This is a genomic window from Paenibacillus mesophilus (assembly GCF_005938385.1).
GTDB classification, from domain to species: Bacteria; Bacillota; Bacilli; order Paenibacillales; family NBRC-103111; genus Paenibacillus_AB; species Paenibacillus_AB mesophilus.
Window position 1 is genome coordinate 140,597 of the sequence record NZ_VCRA01000012.1, and the last position, 21,442, is coordinate 162,038.

Annotated in this window: 20 protein-coding genes; 9 read left to right on the forward strand and 11 right to left on the reverse strand. The window is 56.4% G+C overall.

The window, feature by feature from the left end; genetic code table 11:
* Positions 1-277: 277 nt before the first annotated feature.
* Positions 278-1,402, forward strand: a complete 1,125-nt coding sequence (locus FE783_RS21530) for an SGNH/GDSL hydrolase family protein (RefSeq protein ID WP_138881460.1) — start codon at positions 278-280, stop codon at positions 1,400-1,402.
* A gap of 21 nt (positions 1,403-1,423) precedes the next feature.
* The gene (locus FE783_RS21535) at positions 1,424-2,560 is read left to right on the forward strand and encodes an SGNH/GDSL hydrolase family protein (RefSeq protein WP_138881461.1); all 1,137 of its coding nucleotides are present in this window, start codon (positions 1,424-1,426) and stop codon (positions 2,558-2,560) included.
* Between the two features lie 216 nt (positions 2,561-2,776).
* Here the strand turns inward: FE783_RS21535 and FE783_RS21540 are convergent, their stop codons facing one another.
* The gene (locus FE783_RS21540) at positions 2,777-3,790 is read right to left on the reverse strand and encodes a LacI family DNA-binding transcriptional regulator (protein ID WP_138881462.1); all 1,014 of its coding nucleotides are present in this window, start codon (positions 3,788-3,790) and stop codon (positions 2,777-2,779) included.
* A 199-nt stretch (positions 3,791-3,989) separates the two neighbouring features.
* On the opposite strand from FE783_RS21540, the gene FE783_RS21545 reads away from it, so the two are divergent.
* Positions 3,990-5,012: a sialidase family protein gene (locus FE783_RS21545; protein ID WP_420799759.1), complete on the forward strand. Its 1,023-nt coding sequence runs from the start codon at positions 3,990-3,992 to the stop codon at positions 5,010-5,012.
* 211 nt (positions 5,013-5,223) lie between these two features.
* Here the strand turns inward: FE783_RS21545 and FE783_RS21550 are convergent, their stop codons facing one another.
* From FE783_RS21550 to FE783_RS21560, 3 genes are all read right to left on the reverse strand, one after another.
* Positions 5,224-5,829, reverse strand: a complete 606-nt coding sequence (locus tag FE783_RS21550) for a hypothetical protein (RefSeq protein ID WP_138881464.1) — start codon at positions 5,827-5,829, stop codon at positions 5,224-5,226.
* A gap of 97 nt (positions 5,830-5,926) precedes the next feature.
* Positions 5,927-6,250 carry a quaternary ammonium compound efflux SMR transporter SugE gene (gene sugE, locus FE783_RS21555; protein WP_138881465.1) on the reverse strand — a complete coding sequence of 108 codons (324 nt, stop codon included), beginning with the start codon at positions 6,248-6,250 and terminating at the stop codon, positions 5,927-5,929.
* A gap of 43 nt (positions 6,251-6,293) precedes the next feature.
* Positions 6,294-6,878 carry a TetR/AcrR family transcriptional regulator gene (locus FE783_RS21560; RefSeq protein ID WP_138881466.1) on the reverse strand — a complete coding sequence of 195 codons (585 nt, stop codon included), beginning with the start codon at positions 6,876-6,878 and terminating at the stop codon, positions 6,294-6,296.
* Positions 6,879-7,017: 139 nt separating this feature from the next.
* On the opposite strand from FE783_RS21560, the gene FE783_RS21565 reads away from it, so the two are divergent.
* The 3 genes from FE783_RS21565 (at position 7,018) to FE783_RS21575 (ending at position 9,305) form a co-directional block, all read left to right on the forward strand.
* Positions 7,018-7,911: a sugar phosphate isomerase/epimerase family protein gene (locus FE783_RS21565; RefSeq protein ID WP_138881467.1), complete on the forward strand. Its 894-nt coding sequence runs from the start codon at positions 7,018-7,020 to the stop codon at positions 7,909-7,911.
* Between the two features lie 99 nt (positions 7,912-8,010).
* Positions 8,011-8,772, forward strand: coding sequence for a class I SAM-dependent methyltransferase (locus FE783_RS21570; protein WP_138881468.1), 762 nt, complete (start codon positions 8,011-8,013; stop codon positions 8,770-8,772).
* A 20-nt stretch (positions 8,773-8,792) separates the two neighbouring features.
* Positions 8,793-9,305 (forward strand): DUF6886 family protein, encoded by a 513-nt coding sequence (locus tag FE783_RS21575; protein ID WP_138881469.1) that lies wholly within the window; start codon positions 8,793-8,795, stop codon positions 9,303-9,305.
* Between the two features lie 47 nt (positions 9,306-9,352).
* On the opposite strand, the gene FE783_RS21580 is transcribed toward FE783_RS21575, so the two are convergent.
* From FE783_RS21580 to FE783_RS21595, 4 genes are all read right to left on the reverse strand, one after another.
* Positions 9,353-10,177 (reverse strand): protein-glutamine gamma-glutamyltransferase, encoded by an 825-nt coding sequence (locus FE783_RS21580; protein WP_138881470.1) that lies wholly within the window; start codon positions 10,175-10,177, stop codon positions 9,353-9,355.
* A 111-nt stretch (positions 10,178-10,288) separates the two neighbouring features.
* Positions 10,289-12,523: an extracellular solute-binding protein gene (locus FE783_RS21585; RefSeq protein ID WP_138881471.1), complete on the reverse strand. Its 2,235-nt coding sequence runs from the start codon at positions 12,521-12,523 to the stop codon at positions 10,289-10,291.
* The gene (locus tag FE783_RS21590; protein WP_138881472.1) at positions 12,520-13,869 is read right to left on the reverse strand and encodes a GH39 family glycosyl hydrolase; all 1,350 of its coding nucleotides are present in this window, start codon (positions 13,867-13,869) and stop codon (positions 12,520-12,522) included. The genes FE783_RS21585 and FE783_RS21590 overlap by 4 nt, the downstream gene beginning before the upstream one ends.
* An 87-nt stretch (positions 13,870-13,956) precedes the next feature.
* The gene (locus FE783_RS21595; protein WP_138881473.1) at positions 13,957-15,300 is read right to left on the reverse strand and encodes an ABC transporter substrate-binding protein; all 1,344 of its coding nucleotides are present in this window, start codon (positions 15,298-15,300) and stop codon (positions 13,957-13,959) included.
* 150 nt (positions 15,301-15,450) lie between these two features.
* Between FE783_RS21595 and FE783_RS21600 the strand changes: the two genes are divergently transcribed.
* The gene (locus tag FE783_RS21600; protein WP_238403197.1) at positions 15,451-15,954 is read left to right on the forward strand and encodes an Ldh family oxidoreductase; all 504 of its coding nucleotides are present in this window, start codon (positions 15,451-15,453) and stop codon (positions 15,952-15,954) included.
* Positions 15,955-16,031: 77 nt separating this feature from the next.
* Here the strand turns inward: FE783_RS21600 and FE783_RS21605 are convergent, their stop codons facing one another.
* The 3 genes from FE783_RS21605 to FE783_RS21615 form a co-directional block, all read right to left on the reverse strand.
* Complete coding sequence (locus FE783_RS21605; RefSeq protein WP_138881475.1) at positions 16,032-16,592, reverse strand: YdcF family protein; 561 nt, start codon at positions 16,590-16,592, stop codon at positions 16,032-16,034.
* 34 nt (positions 16,593-16,626) lie between these two features.
* On the reverse strand, positions 16,627-17,397 hold the full coding sequence (locus FE783_RS21610) for a DeoR/GlpR family DNA-binding transcription regulator (RefSeq protein WP_138881476.1): 771 nt from the start codon (positions 17,395-17,397) through the stop codon (positions 16,627-16,629).
* 171 nt (positions 17,398-17,568) lie between these two features.
* Positions 17,569-18,120, reverse strand: coding sequence for a GNAT family N-acetyltransferase (locus tag FE783_RS21615; RefSeq protein WP_138881477.1), 552 nt, complete (start codon positions 18,118-18,120; stop codon positions 17,569-17,571).
* A 288-nt stretch (positions 18,121-18,408) separates the two neighbouring features.
* Between FE783_RS21615 and FE783_RS21620 the strand changes: the two genes are divergently transcribed.
* On the forward strand, positions 18,409-19,077 hold the full coding sequence (locus FE783_RS21620; protein WP_138881478.1) for an ABC transporter ATP-binding protein: 669 nt from the start codon (positions 18,409-18,411) through the stop codon (positions 19,075-19,077).
* Positions 19,078-19,421: 344 nt separating this feature from the next.
* Entirely contained in the window at positions 19,422-21,434 is a 2,013-nt protein-coding gene (locus FE783_RS21625) for a right-handed parallel beta-helix repeat-containing protein (RefSeq protein ID WP_138881479.1), read from the forward strand.
* Positions 21,435-21,442 lie beyond the last annotated feature (8 nt).

A 21,442-nucleotide genomic window follows, 5' to 3' on the forward strand; every position in this document is an offset into this window, starting at 1 on the left:
AACCGCTAAAAAATTTAAAAAAACAACTCGATTTTAACGGAAGTGGAGCGCATTCCCCAATCCCTTGCCTTCACAACCTCCTCTTTTTGCACACTTTCTTAACGAACTAAGAGCCGGTTTCCGGCTCTTTTCGTTTTTCCTGGGGTTCTGTGACGTTGAATTTTAAATTGTAATCGATTTCTAACAAAAGGATATGGTAAAATCGGGATGGTAACAACGTTAACCGAAGCAACCTTTGAACTTACTCGGATCAATCATTCCAAGGAGGCCGCGAACGATGGCGGAGCAAACGACTCAATCGAATCGGGTGGACGCGCAGAAGCTGGACCCGAATATGAAGCTGGAGCAGACGGGAGAATTGGGATTGAAATGGCTGTCGCCGAAGGAGCAGCCTTTCCGCTTGTCCGGCTTCCCGTGGTTTCATCAGGACGGAGTGTACCGGAGAATGCCCGTGCAGCCCAAGCACGAGCTGCCACCGGCGGTGAACCAGCTGGCCAATTCGACGGCGGGCGGACAGATCGCGTTCCGGACGGATTCGCCCCGTCTTGCCATTCGCGTGGAGCTAACGGGCAAAGCGAACATGTATCATATGCCCGCAACCGGACAATGCGGCTTCGACATTTATTTGGGAGAGCCCGGCGACCAGCAATATTTTGGCACGACGCGCTACGACCATACGCAATTGTCCTATGAAGTCGTTCTATACGAGTTCCCGAATACGGAGCTGCGGCATGTTACGCTCAACTTTCCTTTGTATCAAGGCGTGAAGGAAGTATCGATCGGGATCGCGGCAGGCTCGCGGATCGAGGAGCCGCTTCCGTACCGCACTGACAAGAAAGTGATCGTGTACGGGACGTCGATTACGCAAGGGGGCTGTGCGACCCGGCCGGGGATGGCTTATACGAACATTTTGAGCCGCCGCATTCCGCTGGAATTCGTGAATCTCGGCTTCTCCGGAAACGGCAGGGGAGAACCCGAAGTTGCGCGCGTGCTGACCGAGATCGAAGATCCCGCTCTGCTCGTGCTCGATTACGAGGCAAACGCCGTCGGTGTGGAGCTTATGAAACGGACGCTGCCCGAATTTATCCGGATTTACCGCGAGGCGCGTCCCGAGGTGCCGATATTGGTCGTCTCCAAAATCCAATATGCCCGCGAACGGTTCGAACCGGCGCTGCTGCAGCTGCGGCTCGATATGAAGAAGGTGGAGATGGACACGGTAGAGATGTACCGCAGCCAAGGCGACGCGAACATTCATTTCTTCGACGGCACCGCGCTGCTCGGTACGGACAGTTATAATGAATGCACGGTCGACGGGGTGCATCCGACCGACCTCGGCTTTCTGCGGATGGCGGACACGCTCACTCCGGTGTTCCGGGACTTGCTGAAGGGCGAGCTGGCGTAGGCACAAAGGAGGCCGAATTCGATGGCAGAGCAAACGGCGCGGTCTCAATCGAACAATCGGGTAAATGCGATTAAGCTGGATCCGAACATGAAGCTTGCGCAAAGCGGACAGTCGGGACTGAATTGGCTGTCCCCGAAGCAGCCGCCTTTCCGCTTGTCCGGCTTCCCTTGGTTTCATCAGGACGGAGTGTACCGGAGAATGCCCGTGCAGCCCAAGCACGAGCTGCCGCCGGCGGTGAACCAGCTGGCCAATTCGACGGCGGGCGGCCAGATCGCCTTCGCGACCGATTCGCGCCGGCTCGCGATCCGCGTGGAGCTGGCCGGGAAGCCGAATATGTATCATATGCCGGCAACCGGACAATGCGGCTTTGATGTATATTTGGGCGAGCCCGGAGATCAGCAGTACTACTGTACGGTGACAACACCCGACGATTCCAAGTCGTCCTATGAATTCGTACTATACGAAATTCCGCAAGCGGAGCTTCGCCATGTGACAATGAACTTCCCTTTGTACCAAGGTGTGAACGAAGTGTCGATCGGGATTGAGCCGGGCAGTTCGGTAATGGCGCCCCTGCCGTACCACAGCGGCAAGAAGGTGATCGTGTACGGCACGTCCGTTACGCAAGGAGGCTGTGCGAGCCGGCCCGGCATGGCTTGTTCGAATATTTTGAGCCGCCGCATTCCGCTGGAATTTATGAATATGGGCTTCTCCGGGAACGGCAAGGGAGAACCGGAAGTGGCCCGCGTCGTGAGCGAAATTGCCGATCCCGCGCTTCTCGTGCTCGAATATGAGGGGAATGTGGGGACCGTCGATCAAATGCGGCGGACACTGCCTGAATTTATCCGGATTTACCGGGAAGCACATCCCGAGACGCCGATATTGGTCATTTCCAGATTCAAATACGCTCGCGAGCGTTTCGAACCGGCATTGTCGCGAAGACGGCTCCACATGAAGCAGGTTGAGCAGGAGACGGTGGACTTGTACCGGCGGCAAGGAGACCCCAACATTCATTTCTTGGACGGAGAGGCGCTTCTCGGCACGGACAATTATAACGAATGCACGGTGGATGGGGCGCATCCGACCGACCTCGGCTTTTTGCGGATGGCTGATGCGCTCACCCCGGTGTTCCGGGAATTGCTGAAGAGCGAGCTGGAGTAGTACGGGGAGCCCGGGACTCAGTCCAGGGGCCCAGAGCTGCTGTGCGATGGCGGAGGCAAGCTGCTGCGTATGAGGCAATGGCAAGCTACCTTGCCGCCATCGTGCAGCACATTACACCTGAGCAAGGAAGTCCAGGCAACCGATGCCGAGACATTTGTATACTAGATTGCTGTGTTGAAGCACGGGCGTGAGGTAAGCTAACCTGAGAAATTCGGATTATTCCCCCTCGCAGGATTTGCGGGTAATCAAGGTCGACTCGAACAGCCGTGAGACGGGGGCGGCGATTTTGTGCGACATCAGGTCGACGACCATATTGACGCAAGCGTGAGCCATCTCCTCGACCGGCAAATGCACGGTGGACAATGGAGGAATGCTGAATTCGGATACGGCGTCGTCATCATGTCCGACAACTTCGACCTGCTCCGGCACGGACAAGTTCATCTCGTGAAGCGCGTACAAGGCGCCCACCGCCATCTGGTCGCTGATGCAGAACAGAGCGCTTGGCCGGTCGGCTCGGCTGAAAATGGCCGAAGCGGTCTGGTAGCCCCCGAGCTCCGAGAAGCTCCCGTATTGGATGTACTCTTCCTTCAACAGAAGCCCGCGCTCCCGGCACGTGTCCACAAAGCCGCTCATCCTCAGGCGAATGGCCGTCGAGGAAATATCCGGGACAAGCAGCCCTACTTTCCGATGTCCGCGCTTGGCGAATAAGTTTGCGACCTTTTGCCCGCTCAAGTAGTTGTCTACGTTGACGGAGCAGTATTTGTCGGAGCTGCGCTGATACAGGACGAGGGGAACTTTAATATCGGCCTGCTCCAAATACCGTTCGTCCTCCTCTGTCGGAAGCGCGATAATCGCCCCGTTAAATCTCGTTCCCGTTACGAGACTTTTCTCGGCTTGAAGCTGCGATCCGACGTAAGGCTGAATCAATATTTCGTATTCGCGGTCCAGACGATGGATCGCTTTTTGTATGCCGTTCAAATAACGTCCGATCAGCTGCGAGCGCGGGTCCATCGTCCAGAACAGGGCGATGATCGGAGCTACCGTTTCCCCGCTGCTGCGCAATCGTTTGGCCGATATGTTAGGCCGGTAATCCAGCTCGCGGGCGGCCGCGAATATCCGTTCCTGAGTGGGCGCGGATATCCGGAACTGGTCCCCTTTGCCGTTCAGCACAAGGGAGGCGGTCCCTTGCGATACTTTTGCGAGCGCGGCGATTTCTTTAATGCTGGCCATTCGTGCACCTCGGTTGATTGATATATCCTAATATCTTATATAGTGACAGATTGCAGCTGACCTTGCAAACGGGCGGAATCGGAAATATTTCGAACGAACCCGCCACAATTAGGATTGATTATGGATGGCGGATATGTTTTAATAATCTTGAAAAAACGTTTTAGCATAACGTTTTAGCAAAACAATTCATCAAACCGGGGTGGTACGTTTGGGATTCGATGTAAAGCTGCAGGAGTACGTATTTGCGGACGATGTGCCGTTTGAAAGCTGTCACGCGTCAACGTTGGTCGTGCTTCCGAACGGACATGTCATAGCCGCTTGGTTCGGCGGCACCCGCGAAGGGGCCGACGATGTGGCGATCTGGCTGTCCCGGCGCGGGGAAGAGAGCTGGACGGCGCCCGTCAAAATAGCGGACGAGGAGTCGGAGCCGCATTGGAATCCGGTATTGTTCCGGGACGGCGGCGGGAAAATATGGCTGTTCTATAAAGTCGGCAAAAAGATCAGAAGCTGGAGAACGATGTACATCGTCTCGGAAGACGACGGCCTGACCTGGAGCGATCCCTTGATTTTGGTGGAAGGAGACTCCGGCGGAAGAGGTCCTGTCAAGAACAAGCCGATCGTCCTCGAGGACGGGACGTGGGTTGCTCCTGCTTCGATCGAGCTGGACACTTGGGATGCGTTCGCGGATTTATCGTACGATAACGGGAAAACGTGGACTGCGAGCGGTCTTGTTCCGCTGCAGCATTCGGGAGAGATTGCTCCGGGCGGTCAAGTGCCTCCGGTGCCCGAAGCTTCCTTGCAAGGAAAGGGCGTCATCCAGCCGACCTTGTGGGAGTCCGAGCCGGGCAAGGTGCACATGCTGCTTCGCAGCACCTCCGGTTCGATCTACCGCAGCGATTCGGAAGACGGCGGGAAAACATGGTCCGCCGCCTATGCCACCGAGCTGCCCAACAACAACAGCGGAATCGACCTCGCCCGGCTGGACAACGGAGTACTGGCGCTTGTATATAACCCGGTCGGGGAAAATTGGGGCAAACGGACGCCCATCGTCATCAGCATCTCCCGCGACAACGGCTCGACATGGGGGGAAACGCTCGTACTGGAGGATGCTCCGGGCGAATATTCTTACCCGGCGATCGTATCGGTCGGCGAAGACGTATACGTCACTTATACGTGGCTAAGAAAACGAATCAAGTACTGGAAGCTGTCCGTTACGGGTTGATAATCGGCATCGCACGTGGTCGGCACGTCCGCTAAGCCGCTCACGACCAGAACGATAGATTTGACTGTGGCGAATCCGAAATCGCTGCAACTGTTCGATGTCGATTTGACGAATCTTTCCTTCAGCAAAATATATCGAGCGGCTATCGTGCCGGTGTAAAAAAAGCAGGGTCGAGCAAATGCCGGTGCGGCGTTCGCTTGACCCTATCTGATCAGGACTCTCCGACCCGGTTCCAGCGGTTCTCGTGCTTCAGCAGCAGCGGGTGGGGGTGGAAGGGCGCAGGCTCGGCGATGACGAGCCGGATTTTGCGAATCCACTCCTCGAACCCTTGATACGAGGCGAACCGGTTCGCATACGACCCGGACAGGCCAAGGAAGAACGGGGCTTTGTAATGCTCGCCCATGTACCGGAGCGCGGTGTCCATCGGCGTATACTTTTTGCGCTTGCGCTCCCAGACGTCGATATGTAGAGGGACGGAACCGTTAAGGCGTTCCACGCGGTCCCGCAGCGCGTCTTCCCGCTTGTACAGCGGGGCGGGGAAGCGGACTCCCATCCGTTTTAACGTTTCTTCATGCGGGACGTACAGGACGATGCGGGAGATGAATCTCCGTTCCGCCCACTCGGTCAGCTGGCGGATGCCGTCGATGCCGAGACCGCCGTCCGGGGATGCTGCGCCCTCCTCCTCTTCTTCTCCGATGTCGAAGCTGTCGTACATGAACAGCGTCCCTTTGGACGTTTCCTCCGGCGGCTCATAGCCGTATGGAACTTGCGTCGAGCTGCGGTCCAATCCGATTCCTCCCTTGGAAGCTATATCCATGCTTATCTATCCTAGTATGATTCACGGAACGCTTCTTCAAACGACAACGCTAAAAGTGCGGGTAATTAACTAAGCTCCGTTCATCATCACCGGACTATTATTGCGGGCCGGACGTTACTTTCAAACCTACGATGCCCGACAAGAGCAGCAGCAGGAACAGCATGCGCGCCCAATCCCGGGGCTCTCCGAAAAAAATCATCCCGACCACGACGGTACCGAGCGCCCCGATGCCGGTCCAGATCGCGTAGGCGGTCCCGATCGGCAAAGTTTTCAAAGACAACGACAGCAGGAAAAAACTGACGATCATCCCCGCTACCGTGATCGCGCTCGGCACAAGCCGCGTAAATCCGTTGGAATATTTCAGTCCGAGCGCCCACACCATTTCAAACAATCCAGCGACGACCAAATAAACCCAAGCCATCTCTCGCACCCCTTTTCTCATGAAGTCTAAAGTCCATCCGTATTCAGCGGGTGATTCCTTCCCAAAATATCGTCCATACCGACTGCAGCCGGTCGTGGAACAGCTGCGGCCCGTAATAAAACATTTGTACGAACGCTCCGTCCAGCAGGCAGTAGTAAGCGGCCAGCAAATCTTCCGTATCCCGGTTCTTGAACGTCCCGTCGCGGACGCCGGCTTCGAATATATCGCGCAAAAACGCCGATTGCTTGCTCTCCGCCTGCACGAAGCGCCGCTGCAGCTCTTCCTCCAGCTGGGCGGGCGGGAACAGCATGGACCGCTTGATAAACGCGGCCTTCTCCTCGTCGAGTAAATAGTTGCGGCACGTCTCCGATAAGATCCGGTACAGCTTCGCCTCCAGCGGCTCCGAACGAACCGACTCGATCAGCGCCTCCAGCCGCCGCGCATGCTCGTTCAGCACTTCCTCGTACACGGCGAAAAACAGCCGCTCCTTGCTCTCGAAGTGCGCATACAGCGAAGGCGTCTTGATGCCGACCTCCCCCGCGATCGCGGATAGCGGCGTTCCTTCGTAGCCGTGTGCGGAGAAGAGGCGCAGCGCGGCGGATTTGATCGCATTGGCAGTCAATTCCATCCACCTTCTTTCCTAACTAACGATAATTAGGCAATCGCAATCATATCAAATCTTGGACGAGCTTGCAACTTTCCATACCCGCTTGTCGTCAAATTGAACTGAGCTATTATTTTCCATTCCTACATAGGGGGCTGCCGGCATGAGACGATTGCAGTTGGGCATGTGGTATCAGTTCGACGCGGACAGATGGGAGCGGTATAGTCTGGATACATTGAACGGGCTGGAAATATGCCATTATCCGGATACGGCCGGCTTGGAGGCGGTGCGTACGTTTTGCGACCGAAAGGGCGGCGAGTTCGGCGTCCACGGCCCGATTCTCGGCAACCGCGGCTATAAGCTGCCGCTTCTGAATTCGCCCGATGCATCGGAGCGGGTCGAAGCGATGAAGCAGGTTGAGGAGGAAACCGAGCTCGCTTCCCGGTTCGGCGCCGATTATATTTTGTTCCACTATCCGTTCTATCCGGTGTTTCAACCGCCGATCCGGAAGCAGTTTCCGAGATTGCCGGACCCGTCTGCAAGATACGGGTATGACCGTTTGCCGCGAGCCGAATTCCGCGACGTGTCTGAACGGTTGTTCCACGAGCTTGCCGAGCTGCAGCACCGGTACAAGCAGCGTATATTGCTGGAGCACGACTTCTTCGGCGATTATGAGGATATTTTTATCGAGATGTTCCTGAAGCATCCCGAGATCCGGCTTGTCGCCGATACGGCGAGGCTGGATATTGCGAAGAGGGCGTTTCACGGCTTCGATCCGTACGAATGGATCGATCGGCTCGCCTCCTGCGTTTATTTGGTTCATTACAGCAACGTGCACTACACCGAGGACACGTACATTCATCATTTGCCTGTGCGGGAAGCGCATGACGGCGACGATAGTCATGGTGATGCCTATTCGTATTTGCGTTATTTGGCCGAGCGCAGCTCGTCGTTCCATCTTACCTTCGAGCACAATCCCGATCTGGTCGAGCCGGACGAGCTGGCGGCCCTATACCGGAGGGCGGCGGCCGTGTGCGGAATACCGGTGAAGCCGTAAGCTTTCGTTAAACTCATTTTTTCGTTTGTCCCCGGCCGTCTTCCGCGGTACTGTTAACGTATGGATGCCGCAAGATTACGAAGCATTGGGGGAGTGGGCATGTCTTTCAGCCATTACGGTACATTATGCACGGAAGTATACGATTTGACGAAGCCTGTCGGACATTCGCTCGGCGGGGACATCGAATATTACCTTGAACGGCTTCGCGGTTGCCAAGGCCGCGTTCTCGAAGCGATGGTCGGCTCCGGCCGCGTTCTTATTCCGCTTCTGGAAGCGGGAATTGCCGTGGACGGGATCGACGAATCTCCGGTGATGCTGGCTTCGTGCCGCAGCAGAATCGAAGACCGCGGATTGATCGCCGAGCTGTACGAGGGCCGTCTGCAGCATATGGATTTGCCGGACCGGTATGAAGCGATCGTGATTCCGGCAGGCTCGTTTCTGCTGATCGCGAGCCGGGAAGAGTCGATTCAGGCGCTGGAGAGACTTTACGAGCATTTGATTCCCGGCGGACGGCTTATGCTGGACTTGTTCCTGCCCGGACCGCCCCTGGAAGTCGGGAAAACGACGACTTCCACGTTTACGAACGTAGTCGGAGATACGATTACGCTGGAAGGAAAGCTCGTCGAGGTGGACTTCATCGAACAGATCCGGGTGTCGTACTTGAAATACGAGAAGTGGCGGGAAGGCCGTCTGGTGGACACGGAGCTGCAGCGGATGGCGCTGCGCTGGTACGGGATCGAGGAGTTCAGGGCGATATTGGAGAAAGTCGGGTTCACAGACGTAACCGTCCATGCCGACTTTCAGTACGGCAAAGGGCCGGAGCGGGGAAGCCGGAGCTTCGTGTTCGAGGCGGTGCGGTAACCATGGCCGGGGGAGAACGTATGGAGCTGTACCATTTCAGCGAAGAGCCGGATATCTGCATCTTCAAGCCGAGGCCGGCGGGCGCCTTTCCGGAGCTTGCGCCCGTCGTGTTCGCGATCGACCGCGAAAGGAGTCCGCATTATTTTTTTCCGCGGGATTGCCCGAGAGTGATTTACTGGAAAGCCGACTGGACGACGGACGAAGACGCGCGAACGTTTCTCGCCAATACGACAGTCGGGAAAATCGTCGTCGTGGAGAGCGGCTGGCTGGAGCGCATCCGGAATGCGAAGCTGTACGTTTATACGTTTCCGGGCGAGTCGTTCGAGCAGATGGACAACTCGGCGGGATATTATATTTCCAAGGAAACGGTAGAGCCGCTCAAGGTGGAGCCGGTCGGGGATTTGATAGGAAAGCTGCTGGCGGAAAATCTGGAGCTCCGGTTCACGCCGTCGCTTCATCCGATCCGCGACAGCGTCATCGCCTCTACGATGGATTTCTCGATTATCCGGTTTCGCAACGCTTTACCGAAGTAGAAACAAGCCTTCAATTCCACCGGTTGGTGGTGTTGAAGGCTTGTTGGTCATGATGAGTAAATCTGCAGGCGCGAACCGATTCGACCGCCTATCCAGCCGGGAGGAAGGCACGGAACCGAAGGGTGCGTTCTGTAGTCCGTACGCGCTTCGCCCATAAGCTCTTGGAAGTTCGGATACGTCACCTGATCGAGCAAATACGCCGAAACTTTGCTGCCGCGCTTCCGATGATAGTTCAGCTCCCGGATGATTCCCGCCTCGTTCTTGATGCCGATGCCGTGTCCGAACAGCAGGTTGCCCGGCATTTTGACCACATTTTCGCCTTGCCACTGCGGCGTTTTCGGATCGTAGTCCGGGTTTTTGTAATACAAGACGTCCCCGGCGAACGTCGGCTGCCTGCTTTTGACCGTAATGAGCGGCAAGTCGGAATCATGCTCCCACGAGTACAAGTACAGATTGCCGAACAGCCGGTCGAACGCCTCCGTACCGATCGTATCCAATACGGCCTTATACAGCACGACGACGATAGCCATGGCGCACTCGAAAGCGTACGCTCTGCCGTTCGCGTAAATATCCCGGATCGCGGCCGAAGGGCGGGCGTTCTGCTTCAGCCGGAACCCTCCGTTGTCCGTCCGGGTCCAATACTTGTCGTTGCCTCGCGATTTGCTGAACGAAGCGAAGGAGGCATTGCTCTTCTCCAGAGCGGCGGCCGCCTCCACGATAGCGGCCCTTACCTTCAGCTCGAACAGCAGCTCGTCGGCCGAGTCATAATAATATGGTGTAGAAGCGGACATTTTCTGGTCGTATACTTCTTTCTCCGTCCCGGACATGTTGGCCGGATTGATCGGATTGATGCCTTCCCGAATGATAATCATCGCTGCACACTCCTTACGTTTCGCGAGAACGGCTGCCGACAGCGGCTTTCGTATCAATATATGCGGAAGGAAGAGAGCGGTAGACCATCTAACGGGTCTGACCCGCGAGCATCAGCGCCGGTTCGCGCCGGTCATCGAGGCGATATCTTTGTTCGCTTGGTTCTCCGCATCCCGCAGCGCGGTGTCGGCATCCTTGGTGCCGGTCACGATGTCGGTAAACGCCTTGGAGAGCGGCGCGGCGACTTTCGGATGATAGGATGTATACGCGACCGGCTCCGCATAAGCGGCCGGGAGCAGCAGCTCCGCCTGTTTGCCCTTCATATCCGCATTGGCCGAACCGAAGGCGGCCCGGATCGACGGCAGCTTCAGCACCGACGGTATGCCTTGCTTGGACAGCTCGGTCTGCACCTCGTCGGAGGTCATCTGCATCATCGCCTGAAACGCCTCGTCTCTATGCTTGCTCGTAGCCGACAGCGCGTAATAGACGACGTCGGGCTGCGAGCCGACGCCCGGCCGATCGGGAAATTCCGGCAATGGGGTGACATCCCAATCGAACTTCGGCACAAATTGCGACCTGGGGTAGTCGGAATTCATCGAGACGAGCATCGCCAGCGTCCGGTCTTTGACGAATAGATTATTCTGGGCGGTGCCGTCCATAAGGGCCGGTGTCGCGTTGTATCCCGGCAGCCGAAACAACGGAATGAATGTATTCAAGTACCGTTTCCACGGCTCGTTGGCGATGGCTGCTTTAGGCAGGCCGGACCCGGTGTCGATCATGTTGTAGGAGTACGGGTTCAGCTGCATCAAGCTTCCGAGCGTCCGCGTGCCGAACCCCCGGTACATCGTGCCGCCGTCTTGGACCGTAAGCCGTTTGGCAGCGGCATAGGTATCGTCCCAACTCCAGCCTGCTTGCGGATACGGTACGCCGAACTTGTCGAACAAGCTTTTGTTGTAGAACAGGGCGAGCGAATTCACGCGGAACGGCAGTCCCGTAAGCTTTCCTTCGCCCATCCGGCGTACCGCTTCCAGTGCGCCTGAATCGAACCGGTCCAAATCGACGTTGTATTTCCGGACCAGATCGGAAATATCGCTGTCCCATTTCCGCTCCTTGAGCAGCGTCATCCCGGAGTTCGTCGTAATGAATACGTCGATATCGGCTCCCGCGGCGGCCGCATCGCCCGGCGTCGTCCCTTTCTCGTTCTGCAGGAAGCGGAACGAGACGTTTGGGTATTTCCGTTGAATGAATTTTCCGTGACTATCCATAAAGATTTCGTAGCTCGAGCCGGAGCCTACGTAATAGAACGTCAGCCGGACCGGAGGCCGCTGCAGCTGCTGTTGCTGTTGTGGCGCAAGCGGCTCGCCGTTCCGCTTCTCCGTAACGACCCTCGTCTTCTTGCCGTCGGAGACGATGCAGATCGTGCCGTTCTCCATCGTCGAGTAGACGGCGATTCCCCGCTTCGCGAGATCGCTTGCAAGCTTCAGGTTGGAATAAACGTTCGAGCTCATCACGACGAACTGCGGCGACACCGCGTCGATAAATTCCGGCGAGGAGGAGGTGGTGAGCCCGTGGTGGGCGGCGTGCAGCATGACCGATTTCAGCTTGTCTCCCGCCGACTTGACGAGCTCGCGTTCCCGCTCTACATAAATATCCGCCGGAAACAAAAAAGACTGGTCCCGGTAAGTCACCTTCAGCACCATCGAATTCATATTGACGGGCACATGGAGATCGGGACCTTGCACCGCGCCTGGAAGAACTCCTTTGGCCGGGCTGAGCACTTCGACCGACACGTCCTTCCCGAGCCGGAAGCCGGCGCCTTCCTCGACATAGGTAAACTCGACTCCCCGCTGGGCGAGCAGCCGGATGACGTCTTTGTAATAGCTTCCCCAGAGGCTGCTGTTCGTATGGATCATATAAAACTGCTTGACGGTTTTCGCGGCGAGTACGGAAGCGAAGCCGCCGATATGGTCGATGTGCGGATGCGTGTTCACCGCGATGTCGATCGTATCGATGCCGAGCCGGTCGAGGCCGGCGACGACCTGCTTGCCCGCTTCCGGCACTCCCGCATCGATCAGCATCGTCTTCCCGTCGGGAGACTGGATGACGATCGCGTCACCGGTATGAATGTCGCCGTTCGTAGACAAGTAGCGTATCGTCAGCTGTCCCGGGTACGCTTCCTTGTCGAACGGATCTTCCGGCCCCTTCGGTCCGGAAACGGTCTGATCCGGCATTTTCCCCGCCTCCTTCACTGAGGTCCGCGTACATGCCGCAGCCGCTCCGGCTATAAGAACGGTCAGCAGCGCCACGATAGCGATACGGACCGCTTTTCCCCCAGGGAGCTTAATCATGAAATCGGGGACAGCTTCGCGAACAGGATCGAATGATGAGGCAGAAATAATCTGAATTCATGCTCGCCGGAGGCGATTCGGCGGCTGTCCACCAATTGCAGGCTGTGCTGGTCGTCCAGCCGGTATTGCTCGCACAGCCATTCCCGCCGGCCGTCGAGACCGCTTATTCCTATCGTGTAATGCCGGGACGGGCCGTTCACGTTGGTGATCAGTGCGGCTGTCTCTCCCTTGTCGTTCGTCCCCGCCAAGGCATATACTCCGCTCAGGGAAGGGTCGGCGCTTGCCTCTACCCGAACCGGATGCTGACATAACTGCTGGAACGCATCGAGGGCGTAATACGCTTTCTGCGGAACGCCGTAATAATCGAACAGACCGCAGAACAGCGCCGTAGGCTGACCGTCGTAATAGTTGGCGACGTCGACGGGGAGATCCTGCAGCAGCGTCAGAACGGCGGCGACGAACGATGCGCCGATATGGCTCTTCATCCGCTCGAACACGCCGCGGCGGACGAATTCGTTCTCCGGCAGCCAGAGCGTCTTGAAGTCGCCGTCGAAATAGTTCCATTCGTTCAGATGGCTCTCCGCATGCGGGAAGCCGTACCGGTCTAGCTCTTCCCGCGCATAGCGCGATTCGTTGACGAACCGCTGAAGGTCGGCTCCGTAGATGTGCCACGAGAAAAAGTCCAACGGCACGGCATGATCTCGACAGTACGCCAGAAATTCGTCCATGAACTTCTTGACCTTCACGGACGTGGCGCCGTAGCCGCCGACCTTCAGACTCGGATCGAACTGCTTGATCGCCTTCGCGGCGACGCCGTACAGCTCGTAGAATTGCTCCCATGTGCCGCCCCACATCAGGTTCGTTTTGCCGACCGGTTTATCGGGCTCGTTCCATATTTCCCAGTATTCGATATTGTAGTGGAAGCCGTTCGCCCAGCCGTGATTGTAATGACGAATGATGCCGATGCATATTTGCGCCCATTTCGCGAAATCTTCGGGAGGGTCGACGTAATATTTCTCTTTCGTATGCTCGATGCTGACGCCCAGCCGGTATATGATCTTCGCGCCGGTTGCCAGGACGGTCCGGATATATTCGTCCGTAGTGGCGAAGTCGTAGCTCGCCGGGTCCGAAGGGTCTTTGCTGAAGTCGGGGAAAATCGTGTAAATGTCCACTTCGCGCGCATTGGGCCAGTTCGGATCGTGCAGTCTGACCAGCGGAATGCCCGCCCTTTTGTAGTAATGGGTCACGTCGAGCAGGGAGCCGTAGCAGACAGGGCCGTTGTTGACCCCGTGCAAAGGTTTGATTGCGCCGATCTCGCGGTTTGCATAAATTTGAATGTCCGCCATTGGTTGAGAACCCTCCGTATATAGTCTGGAAAGACCGAAAGCTGTATAAGCTTCCGGTCTTCCACCCGCTGCATGCGCGGGGATGATTTATTTTTGGGCTGCCGCGCCGATTGCCGCCTCGATGTCTTTGTTCGCTTTCTCTTCGGCTTCGCGGAGCGCGGTGTTCAAGTCTTTCTGTCCGAGAATAACGCTCCGGTACGCCCCGACAAGCGGTACGACCACCTTCGTGTTATGTTTCGTGTAGACGGTAGGTTCGGCGTACTTCGGCGGAATGAGCGCTTTGACGTTTTTGCCCTTCAGGTCGGGGTTTTCTGTGCCGAACGCGTCGCGGATCGACTGGCTTTTCAGAACCGTCGGATTGCCGATCTTGCTTCGCGCCATTTGCACATCGTCCGACAACATTTCGGCCATCGCGAGGAACGCTTCGTCCCGATGCTTGCTCGTCGCCGATAGGGCGTAATAGACGATGTCCGGTCCGGAGCCTACGCCGGGTTTCTCCTTGAAGACGGGGAAGGTGGCGGCGTCCCAGTTGATGTTCAAATTTTGGTGGGCTTTCGGGAAGTCCGAGTTCATCGAGACGAGCATCGCCGTCGTCTGCTCCTTGAAGAACATGTCGGCCTGCTTCGCGTCGGCCATGTTGGCGGCTGTAGGATCGTAGCCGGGAATTTGGAACATCGGGATCAGCTTCGATAAATATTGCTTCCATTGATCGTTGTTGATCGTCGCCTTGAACGTATCTTTCTGGATCATGTTGATCGAATGCTGGTTCAAAAGCATCGTATTGCCGAGCGGACGAATGCCGAATCCGCGGTACTGCACGCCGCCTTCGTTGCGCGTCAGCTTCTTGGCGGTTTCGTACGCGTCATCCCACGTCCAGCCGTCCTTCGGATAAGGAACGCCGAACTTGTCGAACAGGTCCTTGTTGTAGAACAAGCCGAGCGCGTTCGTCTTGAACGGCAGTCCCGGCAGCTTCCCGTCGCCGATGCCGCGCAATACGCTCAAGGCAGTCGGATCCAGCCGGTTCAAGTCGAACTTGTGCTTCGTCACGAGGTCGGAAATATCGCTGTCGAGCTTCAAATCTTTGATCGTCATCATGCTGGAGTTGATGGCGATGAAGACGTCGACATCCATTTTGGAAGCTACGATATCTTCCGGCGTCGTTCCTTTCGTGTTCTGTACGAATTTGAATTTGAAGTTCGGATACTTCTTCTGGATTTGACTGCCTTGTTCCTTCATAAATTCATCATAATTTGAATCCGCATACATGTAGTAAAATGTTAATTCCACAGGTTCTTTCGTCACTTCCGGCGGTTTCGCCTGCAAGTCGTCCGAGGCCTTCGCTCCGCTGTTTCCCGTCGTTCCCTGTCCGCTGCAAGCGGCGGTCATGGCGGCCAATAACATAACGCTGAGCATCTTCATCTTACCCGACATACGCAAATTCCCCCAATGCTAATAATGGTGTGCTGTGTGGCATATGTTTAGTATAAAGCGATAATGTAGTATTGTCTACAATACTACATTAAACATTTTGTAAATATTCGTGAGGGGGAGCTTATAAGGATTACAGGCGGAAAGGCGTTTCTGTTCGACGGCTCGTTCGGCGCTTACAGCCGCCATTCTTTCGTCAGCTTAAAGGAGCAGGCGGACCGCGAGGGGGAGCTTGCTCCGGGTATCGTGCTGGACAAGCAGGGGATTCCGGCGCGGGATGCGGACATATTGTACGGGATATTGTCGGAGGACCGATCTAACGGATCGTTCGCTCCGCTGGGCGGCATGAAAGGGCTGGGCATGGCGATGGGCATGGAAATGATCGCGGGCGCTTTGACCGGTGGTTTTTTCGGAGATGCGCCCGGCAAGCCATGGGGGGAAGGCGCCGTCCTGATGGCTTTCTCGCCGAAGCTGTTCGGCGCCGCCGGCATGGTGGAGCGGGCTCGGAGCTATTTGCGGCGATTCGACGGTTATCCGGGGCAGCATAGCTTTGCGATACGCAAGGCGGCGATGGAACGGGGGGAGCTTGCATATCCGGCCGAGTCGTTCGAGTCGTTGAAGCGGGCCGGCGCGAAGTCATACGTCGAGTATCGCTAGACTCGGGACGGGACGGTTTCTGGCCCCCCGCCCGAAAGGGACGGGGGGCCGCACGCTTGCGCGGTACCGCCTTATGTTCAAACAACGGCTGCCCAGTTCGCGATGTGCCGGTTGAAATAAGTGCCGATTTTCTCGACTTCCCTCATGACCAGCTCGATACCCTTGCTGTCTTGGAACCACGTTTCTTTGGATATGTTCCGCTTGTCGACGACGGGCGAGACGAGAAACTTCACGTCGGGCGGAAATACCGTTTGATACGTCAGCAGAGCGCGGCGGGCATGGAACGCTTTGCAGGACAGGATTACTTTGTTCGGGCGAATCCCGTTGTGCCAGAGCGTCTGCCAGGAAAATTCCGCGTTTTGAAACGTATGCCTCGCCCGGTCTTCGAGAAGAATCGCTTGCTCCGGAACGCCCAGCCCGATGCCGATGCGCCGAAGAAACTCCCATTCCGTCGTTTCCAGCTTCGCATTTGCTCCGCCGGAAGGGAGGATGTAAGGCGCCAGCCCTTGATGGTACAGAGCGGAGGCATGCTCCATCAGCTCCGGTACGCTGCCTCCCGGTACGAGAATGATATCGGCGGGCTCAATCGGCGTTTCGGCAAAGATGAATTCGGTGATACAGTCGAACGGGTGCGGCATGTGATCCAACCTTTCTTCTTGGGATGGGCTTATTCTAGCCCGACGCGTCCACCGTCTCGATCTTGACTCCGCGTGCTCTTATAAGGTCAAGCACTTCCGGGTCCGCCTCAGAATCGGTAATGAGCAAATGGGCGCGCTCGATAGGCACGGCCAGCATGAAAGCATCGCGGCCGACTTTCTGGTGCGGGGCCAGCACGATTCTGGAGCGGCAAGCTTCGAAGGCGGAACGGATGAATAGGGCCGTCTCGGACGTGCCGGTACTGATCCCCCGTTCGGTAATGCCGCCGCCGGTAAAAAAGCCGATATCGATCGCAAACTGCTTGATCCATTCCGCAGAGATCGGATCGGCAATCGTGCCCGATTGCCTGACTTTGCCGCCGATCAGAATGACGTCGCATTCTTTCCGCTGCTGGGCCGTCTCCGCGATCTTGATCGAGTTCGTCACGATTGTCAGCGGCAAATGATCCGGAATGCGTTGCAGCACTCCGTATTGGATGCCGGCTCCTCCGATATAAACCGTATCGTTCGCTTTCAGGCAGGCAGCGGCACGTACCGCGATGGCGTCCTCGTGGCTTCGAGGCCGGCCGTATCGCAGCTCGGGCGGCTGGGGCCCTTGGCGTACCTGCTGATGGGGGACCGCCCCGCCATGCGTCTTGATAAGCAGCCCTTGCTCCTCCATGACGGCCAAATCCCTCCGTATCGAATCGAGCGATACGCCGAAGCGCTGCGCCATATCCTTGACCTCGATCCGCCCGTCCTGCGCGAGCAGCTCGAGCATCAGCGTACGCCGTTCTTCTGCAAACATCGGCTATTCCTCCCCGAAGTGCCGTATTTGTGTGGTAGATTGATTTCAGTTTATTCCGTTATATGCTGTTTTTCCATGATATGAACCTGACATTTTGATGTTATATGCATGATTTTGCCGTTTTAGTAGTCGAGTGCACGGTCGAACGGTCATTCCCGAACGTTACCGGCGTTACGGCTTCCGGTAAGCTTTTCGGTGAAAACGGGTAATGCTGCGAAACAAAGCTTCACCGTCACCCGGCAAAGGATTGTCCGCATGGAAGTTCAAATACATGGCCCGGTACGGCTCGGGAACCCATATGTAGTGATGCACGTAGTCGGTAAGGCGGAACCCGCACCGCTCCCAGAAACGGATCCGGCGTCTGTTGGCCTCGGACGGCTCGGCTTCGACCTCGACGATGATGCCCCGGCAGTGCGCCTCGGTCTCTGCCCAATCGCGGATATGCGAAAGGAACGTACGGCCATAGCCTTTGCCTCTGGCCTCTTCCTTGACGGCGATATAATCGATCAGCAGCGCTTCGGCTTGTTTGTCTATTCCGGTTAGTGCCATGGCGACCATTTCGCGCCGATCGGCGGCCGTGTGCAAGGTGCACATGCCCTTGTCGAACATTCGTCGGATGATCTCGGCGCTTTTTCGGCCATGCTCCGGAAATGCCTTATTGTAAATGCGCTCGGCTTCCCGCCAAAGCGTCTCGTCCCACTCGTCAGTCGCAATATATTCCATATAGCAGCTACCTCCGGCTTCATCATACCAAACGAAACGGGAGAAAGCACAACCCGAACCCGTCCCCGCAAAGCCTGTTTCGCACCATCGGTTGTCACATTGCGTCGCGGCGGGATCGGGTCCTATCGGACTCGGAATCGGACTCGCACGGAAGGGCGGCAACTATTTGAGGAGCGGGGAGCTCATTACATGAAGGCGCGGCAATATCCGATCTAGACTGCGTTTCGCGCTGTACCCTGCGGTGAACAAGACGAGCAGCCGCGAATATGCTGTACGGGGGGGATCGCGATGAGCTTGATCCATATGGAAAGCGTCGGCAAGCTGTATTCGGTGGGCGGCGAAGCCGTTAAAGCGCTGGACGATGTTTCGCTCGATATCGAGCAAGGGGAATTCGTGGCGATCATGGGGCCGTCCGGCTCGGGGAAATCGACGCTCATGAATGTGCTCGGCTGTCTGGACGTCTCGGACATCGGGGTATACGCCTTGGACGGTCAAGAGATTCGGAGCACGCGTGAAAACGAGCTGGCGGAAATCCGCAACCGGAAAATCGGTTTCGTCTTTCAAAGCTTCAATCTGCTGCCGCGATTAAGCGCTTACGAGAACGTGGAGCTGCCGCTCATCTACCGGGGGATCAGGAGAAAGGAAAGAGAAGCTTTGGCGGACAAAGCTTTGGCTGCGGTCGACCTGCTGAACCGGAAAAAGCACCGGCCCGCGCAGCTGTCGGGCGGACAGCAGCAGCGCGTGGCCATCGCGAGAGCGCTGGCGGGCGATCCGCCGATTCTATTGGCCGATGAGCCGACCGGCTCGCTGGATACGAATACCGGCATCGAAATATTAAATTTGCTGAAGCGGCTGAACGGCGAAGGCCGGACGATCGTCCTCATCACCCACGATTTGTCGGTCGCGCAGCAGGCGCAGCGCATTATTCATATTTTGGATGGGAAAATCGTTCATTGACGGCTGTTAACGAGTCCATATAGCTGTAGATCATCCCGATCTGCCTTAGGGTGGATCGGGATTTTTATATAAACTCATTGGTTTATAAAAACAATAATAAAAATATAAATCACAAATTGTATTTTCTCTATTGAAATTCACGATATAGAAACTAAATCCTAATATTCAATTGACAAAATCGAGTTATGACCCTAATATTTAAGTTGAAAAGGGAATTAATGTAAACCAGTAAATTATAATAAATTATAAACCAATACTAAGCGTCAAGATGCTTGCCTGTTGAATGGTTTGCGCGCCAATGGGTTGCAGGTTCCCTTTTCAATACGATTACGGAGGGCGAAGCGATGAACGACGAACGGCACATCAACCGGAGGAAATTGCTTGCGGCAATCGGAACGGCAGGAAGCGGAGCGTTTCTGTACAATGCGCTCCAAGGCGTCGGGGGTGGAAGCGGGGTGGTTCAAGCGGTATACGGCGGGGAAAGCGGCGAAGGCTCGAAGAAGGGAATTGTGGCAGCTTCGATACAGGCTTTGCGAGAGATCGACCGTACGAAAACGATCGGGGTTACTGTGGCGGGATATTACGCGCCAGGGGACGGAGGCGGCGGCTTCTACGCCTTGGATGCTGCGGACACGACAACTCCAGACAACGGAGGAACCGTTATCGCAGCTGCTGACGGCGGGCGATGGAAATTGTCCGAGGCGGGCATCGTTTCCGTCAAGCAATTCGGAGCAACCGGCAACGGCGTTTCGGACGACGGAGCTTCAATCCAGGCTGCGGTCCATGCTCTAAGCGGCAAAAGATTGTTTTTCCCGAAAGGCGAATATGTGGCGTCCTCGATTGCGATCTCGGCCTCGATCGAATGCTGCGGGGAAGGTCCGGAATCGGTTATCAGGCAGAAAGCGCTGTCGAACCGGAATTTTATTCAGGTTAGCGGGAGCGGGACGCAGGTTTCCTTCTTCGACATGACGATCGACCAGAACAGCGGCAATCAAACGTACGGACAAGGCAAGTTTGCGCTAAACTGCACCGCAGCCGGCAACGGCGTGTCGCATCCGGCCATTCTGCATGTCGAACGCGTCCATATGACGAATACGTGCGAAGGGGCGATTCGTTTTCTCGGCGACAGGACGGAAGCGAACAGGGAGATGCTTCGCGTCATCCGCTGCCGGTTCACGAACGGCTCGGAAAGCAGATCGAATCCGGCCTACAACACATTCACGATCTATATTGCCGACGCGGCCACGGCTGCGATCGACGGATGTCACTTCGAGCATATTCCTTCGGCATCGGGAGAAGGCATTCCGGCCATCTCGATCGCCGGAACGAACGTATCGTCGGCGGAATATTCGAAGCTTTCCATTACCGACAATTACATAAGCGGATATGGACGTTTTACGAACGGCAGCGGCATCGGCGCAATCGATATGTATATTTGGTCCCGCAATGTCGTCGTGACCGGCAATCGGCTGGAGAACAGTCATGTAGTGCCTATCCGGGGCAAGGTGAACGCCGACAACATGATCATCTCCGGCAACGTGATCCATGGAGTTACCCAGCACATTCTGGCGAGCGGTTCCGGAATCAGTCTCGTGCCGGCCACAGTCGGACCGGTTGCGGGACGATACGTGATCGCCGACAACATCGTCAAAGGCAGCGGCTTCAGAGGGATCGAGATTACCGGGACGGCGGACAATAAGCCGTCGTTCGTGGAAGTGTCGGGCAATATTATCGACACCGCCGCCGATATCGGAATTTATATAGGGAACGTCAAGCATTTCACGATCGCGAACAATATGATTTCCGATACCGGCGGAAGCGGCATTACGTATACGCTGTGCGAAGGAAACGGCAAAATCGCCGGCAACCTGATCCGGGCTTCCGGAAGCACGGGGATCGGATACGTCGGAGCGCAGAAGAGCTTATGCTTATCGATTGAAGGCAACATGCTCGACTCGCCCTCGAGTCAAGGGATCGCCGCCGAAAATATCGGCGAGCTGCTTCTCCACGGCAATATCGTGAAAAACGTAGTCAGCGTCAACGGTACGCAGAGAGCGTTCCGTATCGGAGGAACGTCCGCGGTGGAGACGGCGAGCATCAAGAACAATGTCGTGAGCGGCCCTGTCGCAAGCGGAGCGGTCACGTATACGGGGGCGGGCGTTACGACGCTTCAAGAAGCCGGGAACAGCTGGAACGGAGCCGCTAAGTATGGTGCCGCCGCGCCGACGACCGGAACGTATGCGCGGGGAGATTTGATGTATCATACAGCGCCCGCGCCTGGAGGCAGCATCGGTTGGGTATGTACGGCGGCGGGATCGCCCGGAACATGGAAAGCATTCGGCACGATTGAAGCATAAGAGCGCCT

What these genes read in the sequence shown, in the direction of transcription:
- FE783_RS21530 (WP_138881460.1), top strand. Translation starts at nt 278, where the DNA reads ATGGCGGAGCAAACGACTCAATCGAATCGGGTGGACGCGCAGAAGCTG.
- FE783_RS21535 (WP_138881461.1), top strand. Translation starts at nt 1,424, where the DNA reads ATGGCAGAGCAAACGGCGCGGTCTCAATCGAACAATCGGGTAAATGCG.
- FE783_RS21540 (WP_138881462.1), bottom strand. Translation starts at nt 3,790, where the DNA reads ATGGCCAGCATTAAAGAAATCGCCGCGCTCGCAAAAGTATCGCAAGGG.
- FE783_RS21550 (WP_138881464.1), bottom strand. Translation starts at nt 5,829, where the DNA reads ATGGATATAGCTTCCAAGGGAGGAATCGGATTGGACCGCAGCTCGACG.
- sugE (WP_138881465.1), bottom strand. Translation starts at nt 6,250, where the DNA reads ATGGCTTGGGTTTATTTGGTCGTCGCTGGATTGTTTGAAATGGTGTGG.
- FE783_RS21560 (WP_138881466.1), bottom strand. Translation starts at nt 6,878, where the DNA reads ATGGAATTGACTGCCAATGCGATCAAATCCGCCGCGCTGCGCCTCTTC.
- FE783_RS21565 (WP_138881467.1), top strand. Translation starts at nt 7,018, where the DNA reads ATGAGACGATTGCAGTTGGGCATGTGGTATCAGTTCGACGCGGACAGA.
- FE783_RS21570 (WP_138881468.1), top strand. Translation starts at nt 8,011, where the DNA reads ATGTCTTTCAGCCATTACGGTACATTATGCACGGAAGTATACGATTTG.
- FE783_RS21575 (WP_138881469.1), top strand. Translation starts at nt 8,793, where the DNA reads ATGGAGCTGTACCATTTCAGCGAAGAGCCGGATATCTGCATCTTCAAG.
- FE783_RS21580 (WP_138881470.1), bottom strand. Translation starts at nt 10,177, where the DNA reads ATGATTATCATTCGGGAAGGCATCAATCCGATCAATCCGGCCAACATG.
- FE783_RS21585 (WP_138881471.1), bottom strand. Translation starts at nt 12,523, where the DNA reads ATGATTAAGCTCCCTGGGGGAAAAGCGGTCCGTATCGCTATCGTGGCG.
- FE783_RS21590 (WP_138881472.1), bottom strand. Translation starts at nt 13,869, where the DNA reads ATGGCGGACATTCAAATTTATGCAAACCGCGAGATCGGCGCAATCAAA.
- FE783_RS21595 (WP_138881473.1), bottom strand. Translation starts at nt 15,300, where the DNA reads ATGTCGGGTAAGATGAAGATGCTCAGCGTTATGTTATTGGCCGCCATG.
- FE783_RS21605 (WP_138881475.1), bottom strand. Translation starts at nt 16,592, where the DNA reads ATGCCGCACCCGTTCGACTGTATCACCGAATTCATCTTTGCCGAAACG.
- FE783_RS21610 (WP_138881476.1), bottom strand. Translation starts at nt 17,397, where the DNA reads ATGTTTGCAGAAGAACGGCGTACGCTGATGCTCGAGCTGCTCGCGCAG.
- FE783_RS21615 (WP_138881477.1), bottom strand. Translation starts at nt 18,120, where the DNA reads ATGGAATATATTGCGACTGACGAGTGGGACGAGACGCTTTGGCGGGAA.
- FE783_RS21620 (WP_138881478.1), top strand. Translation starts at nt 18,409, where the DNA reads ATGAGCTTGATCCATATGGAAAGCGTCGGCAAGCTGTATTCGGTGGGC.
- FE783_RS21625 (WP_138881479.1), top strand. Translation starts at nt 19,422, where the DNA reads ATGAACGACGAACGGCACATCAACCGGAGGAAATTGCTTGCGGCAATC.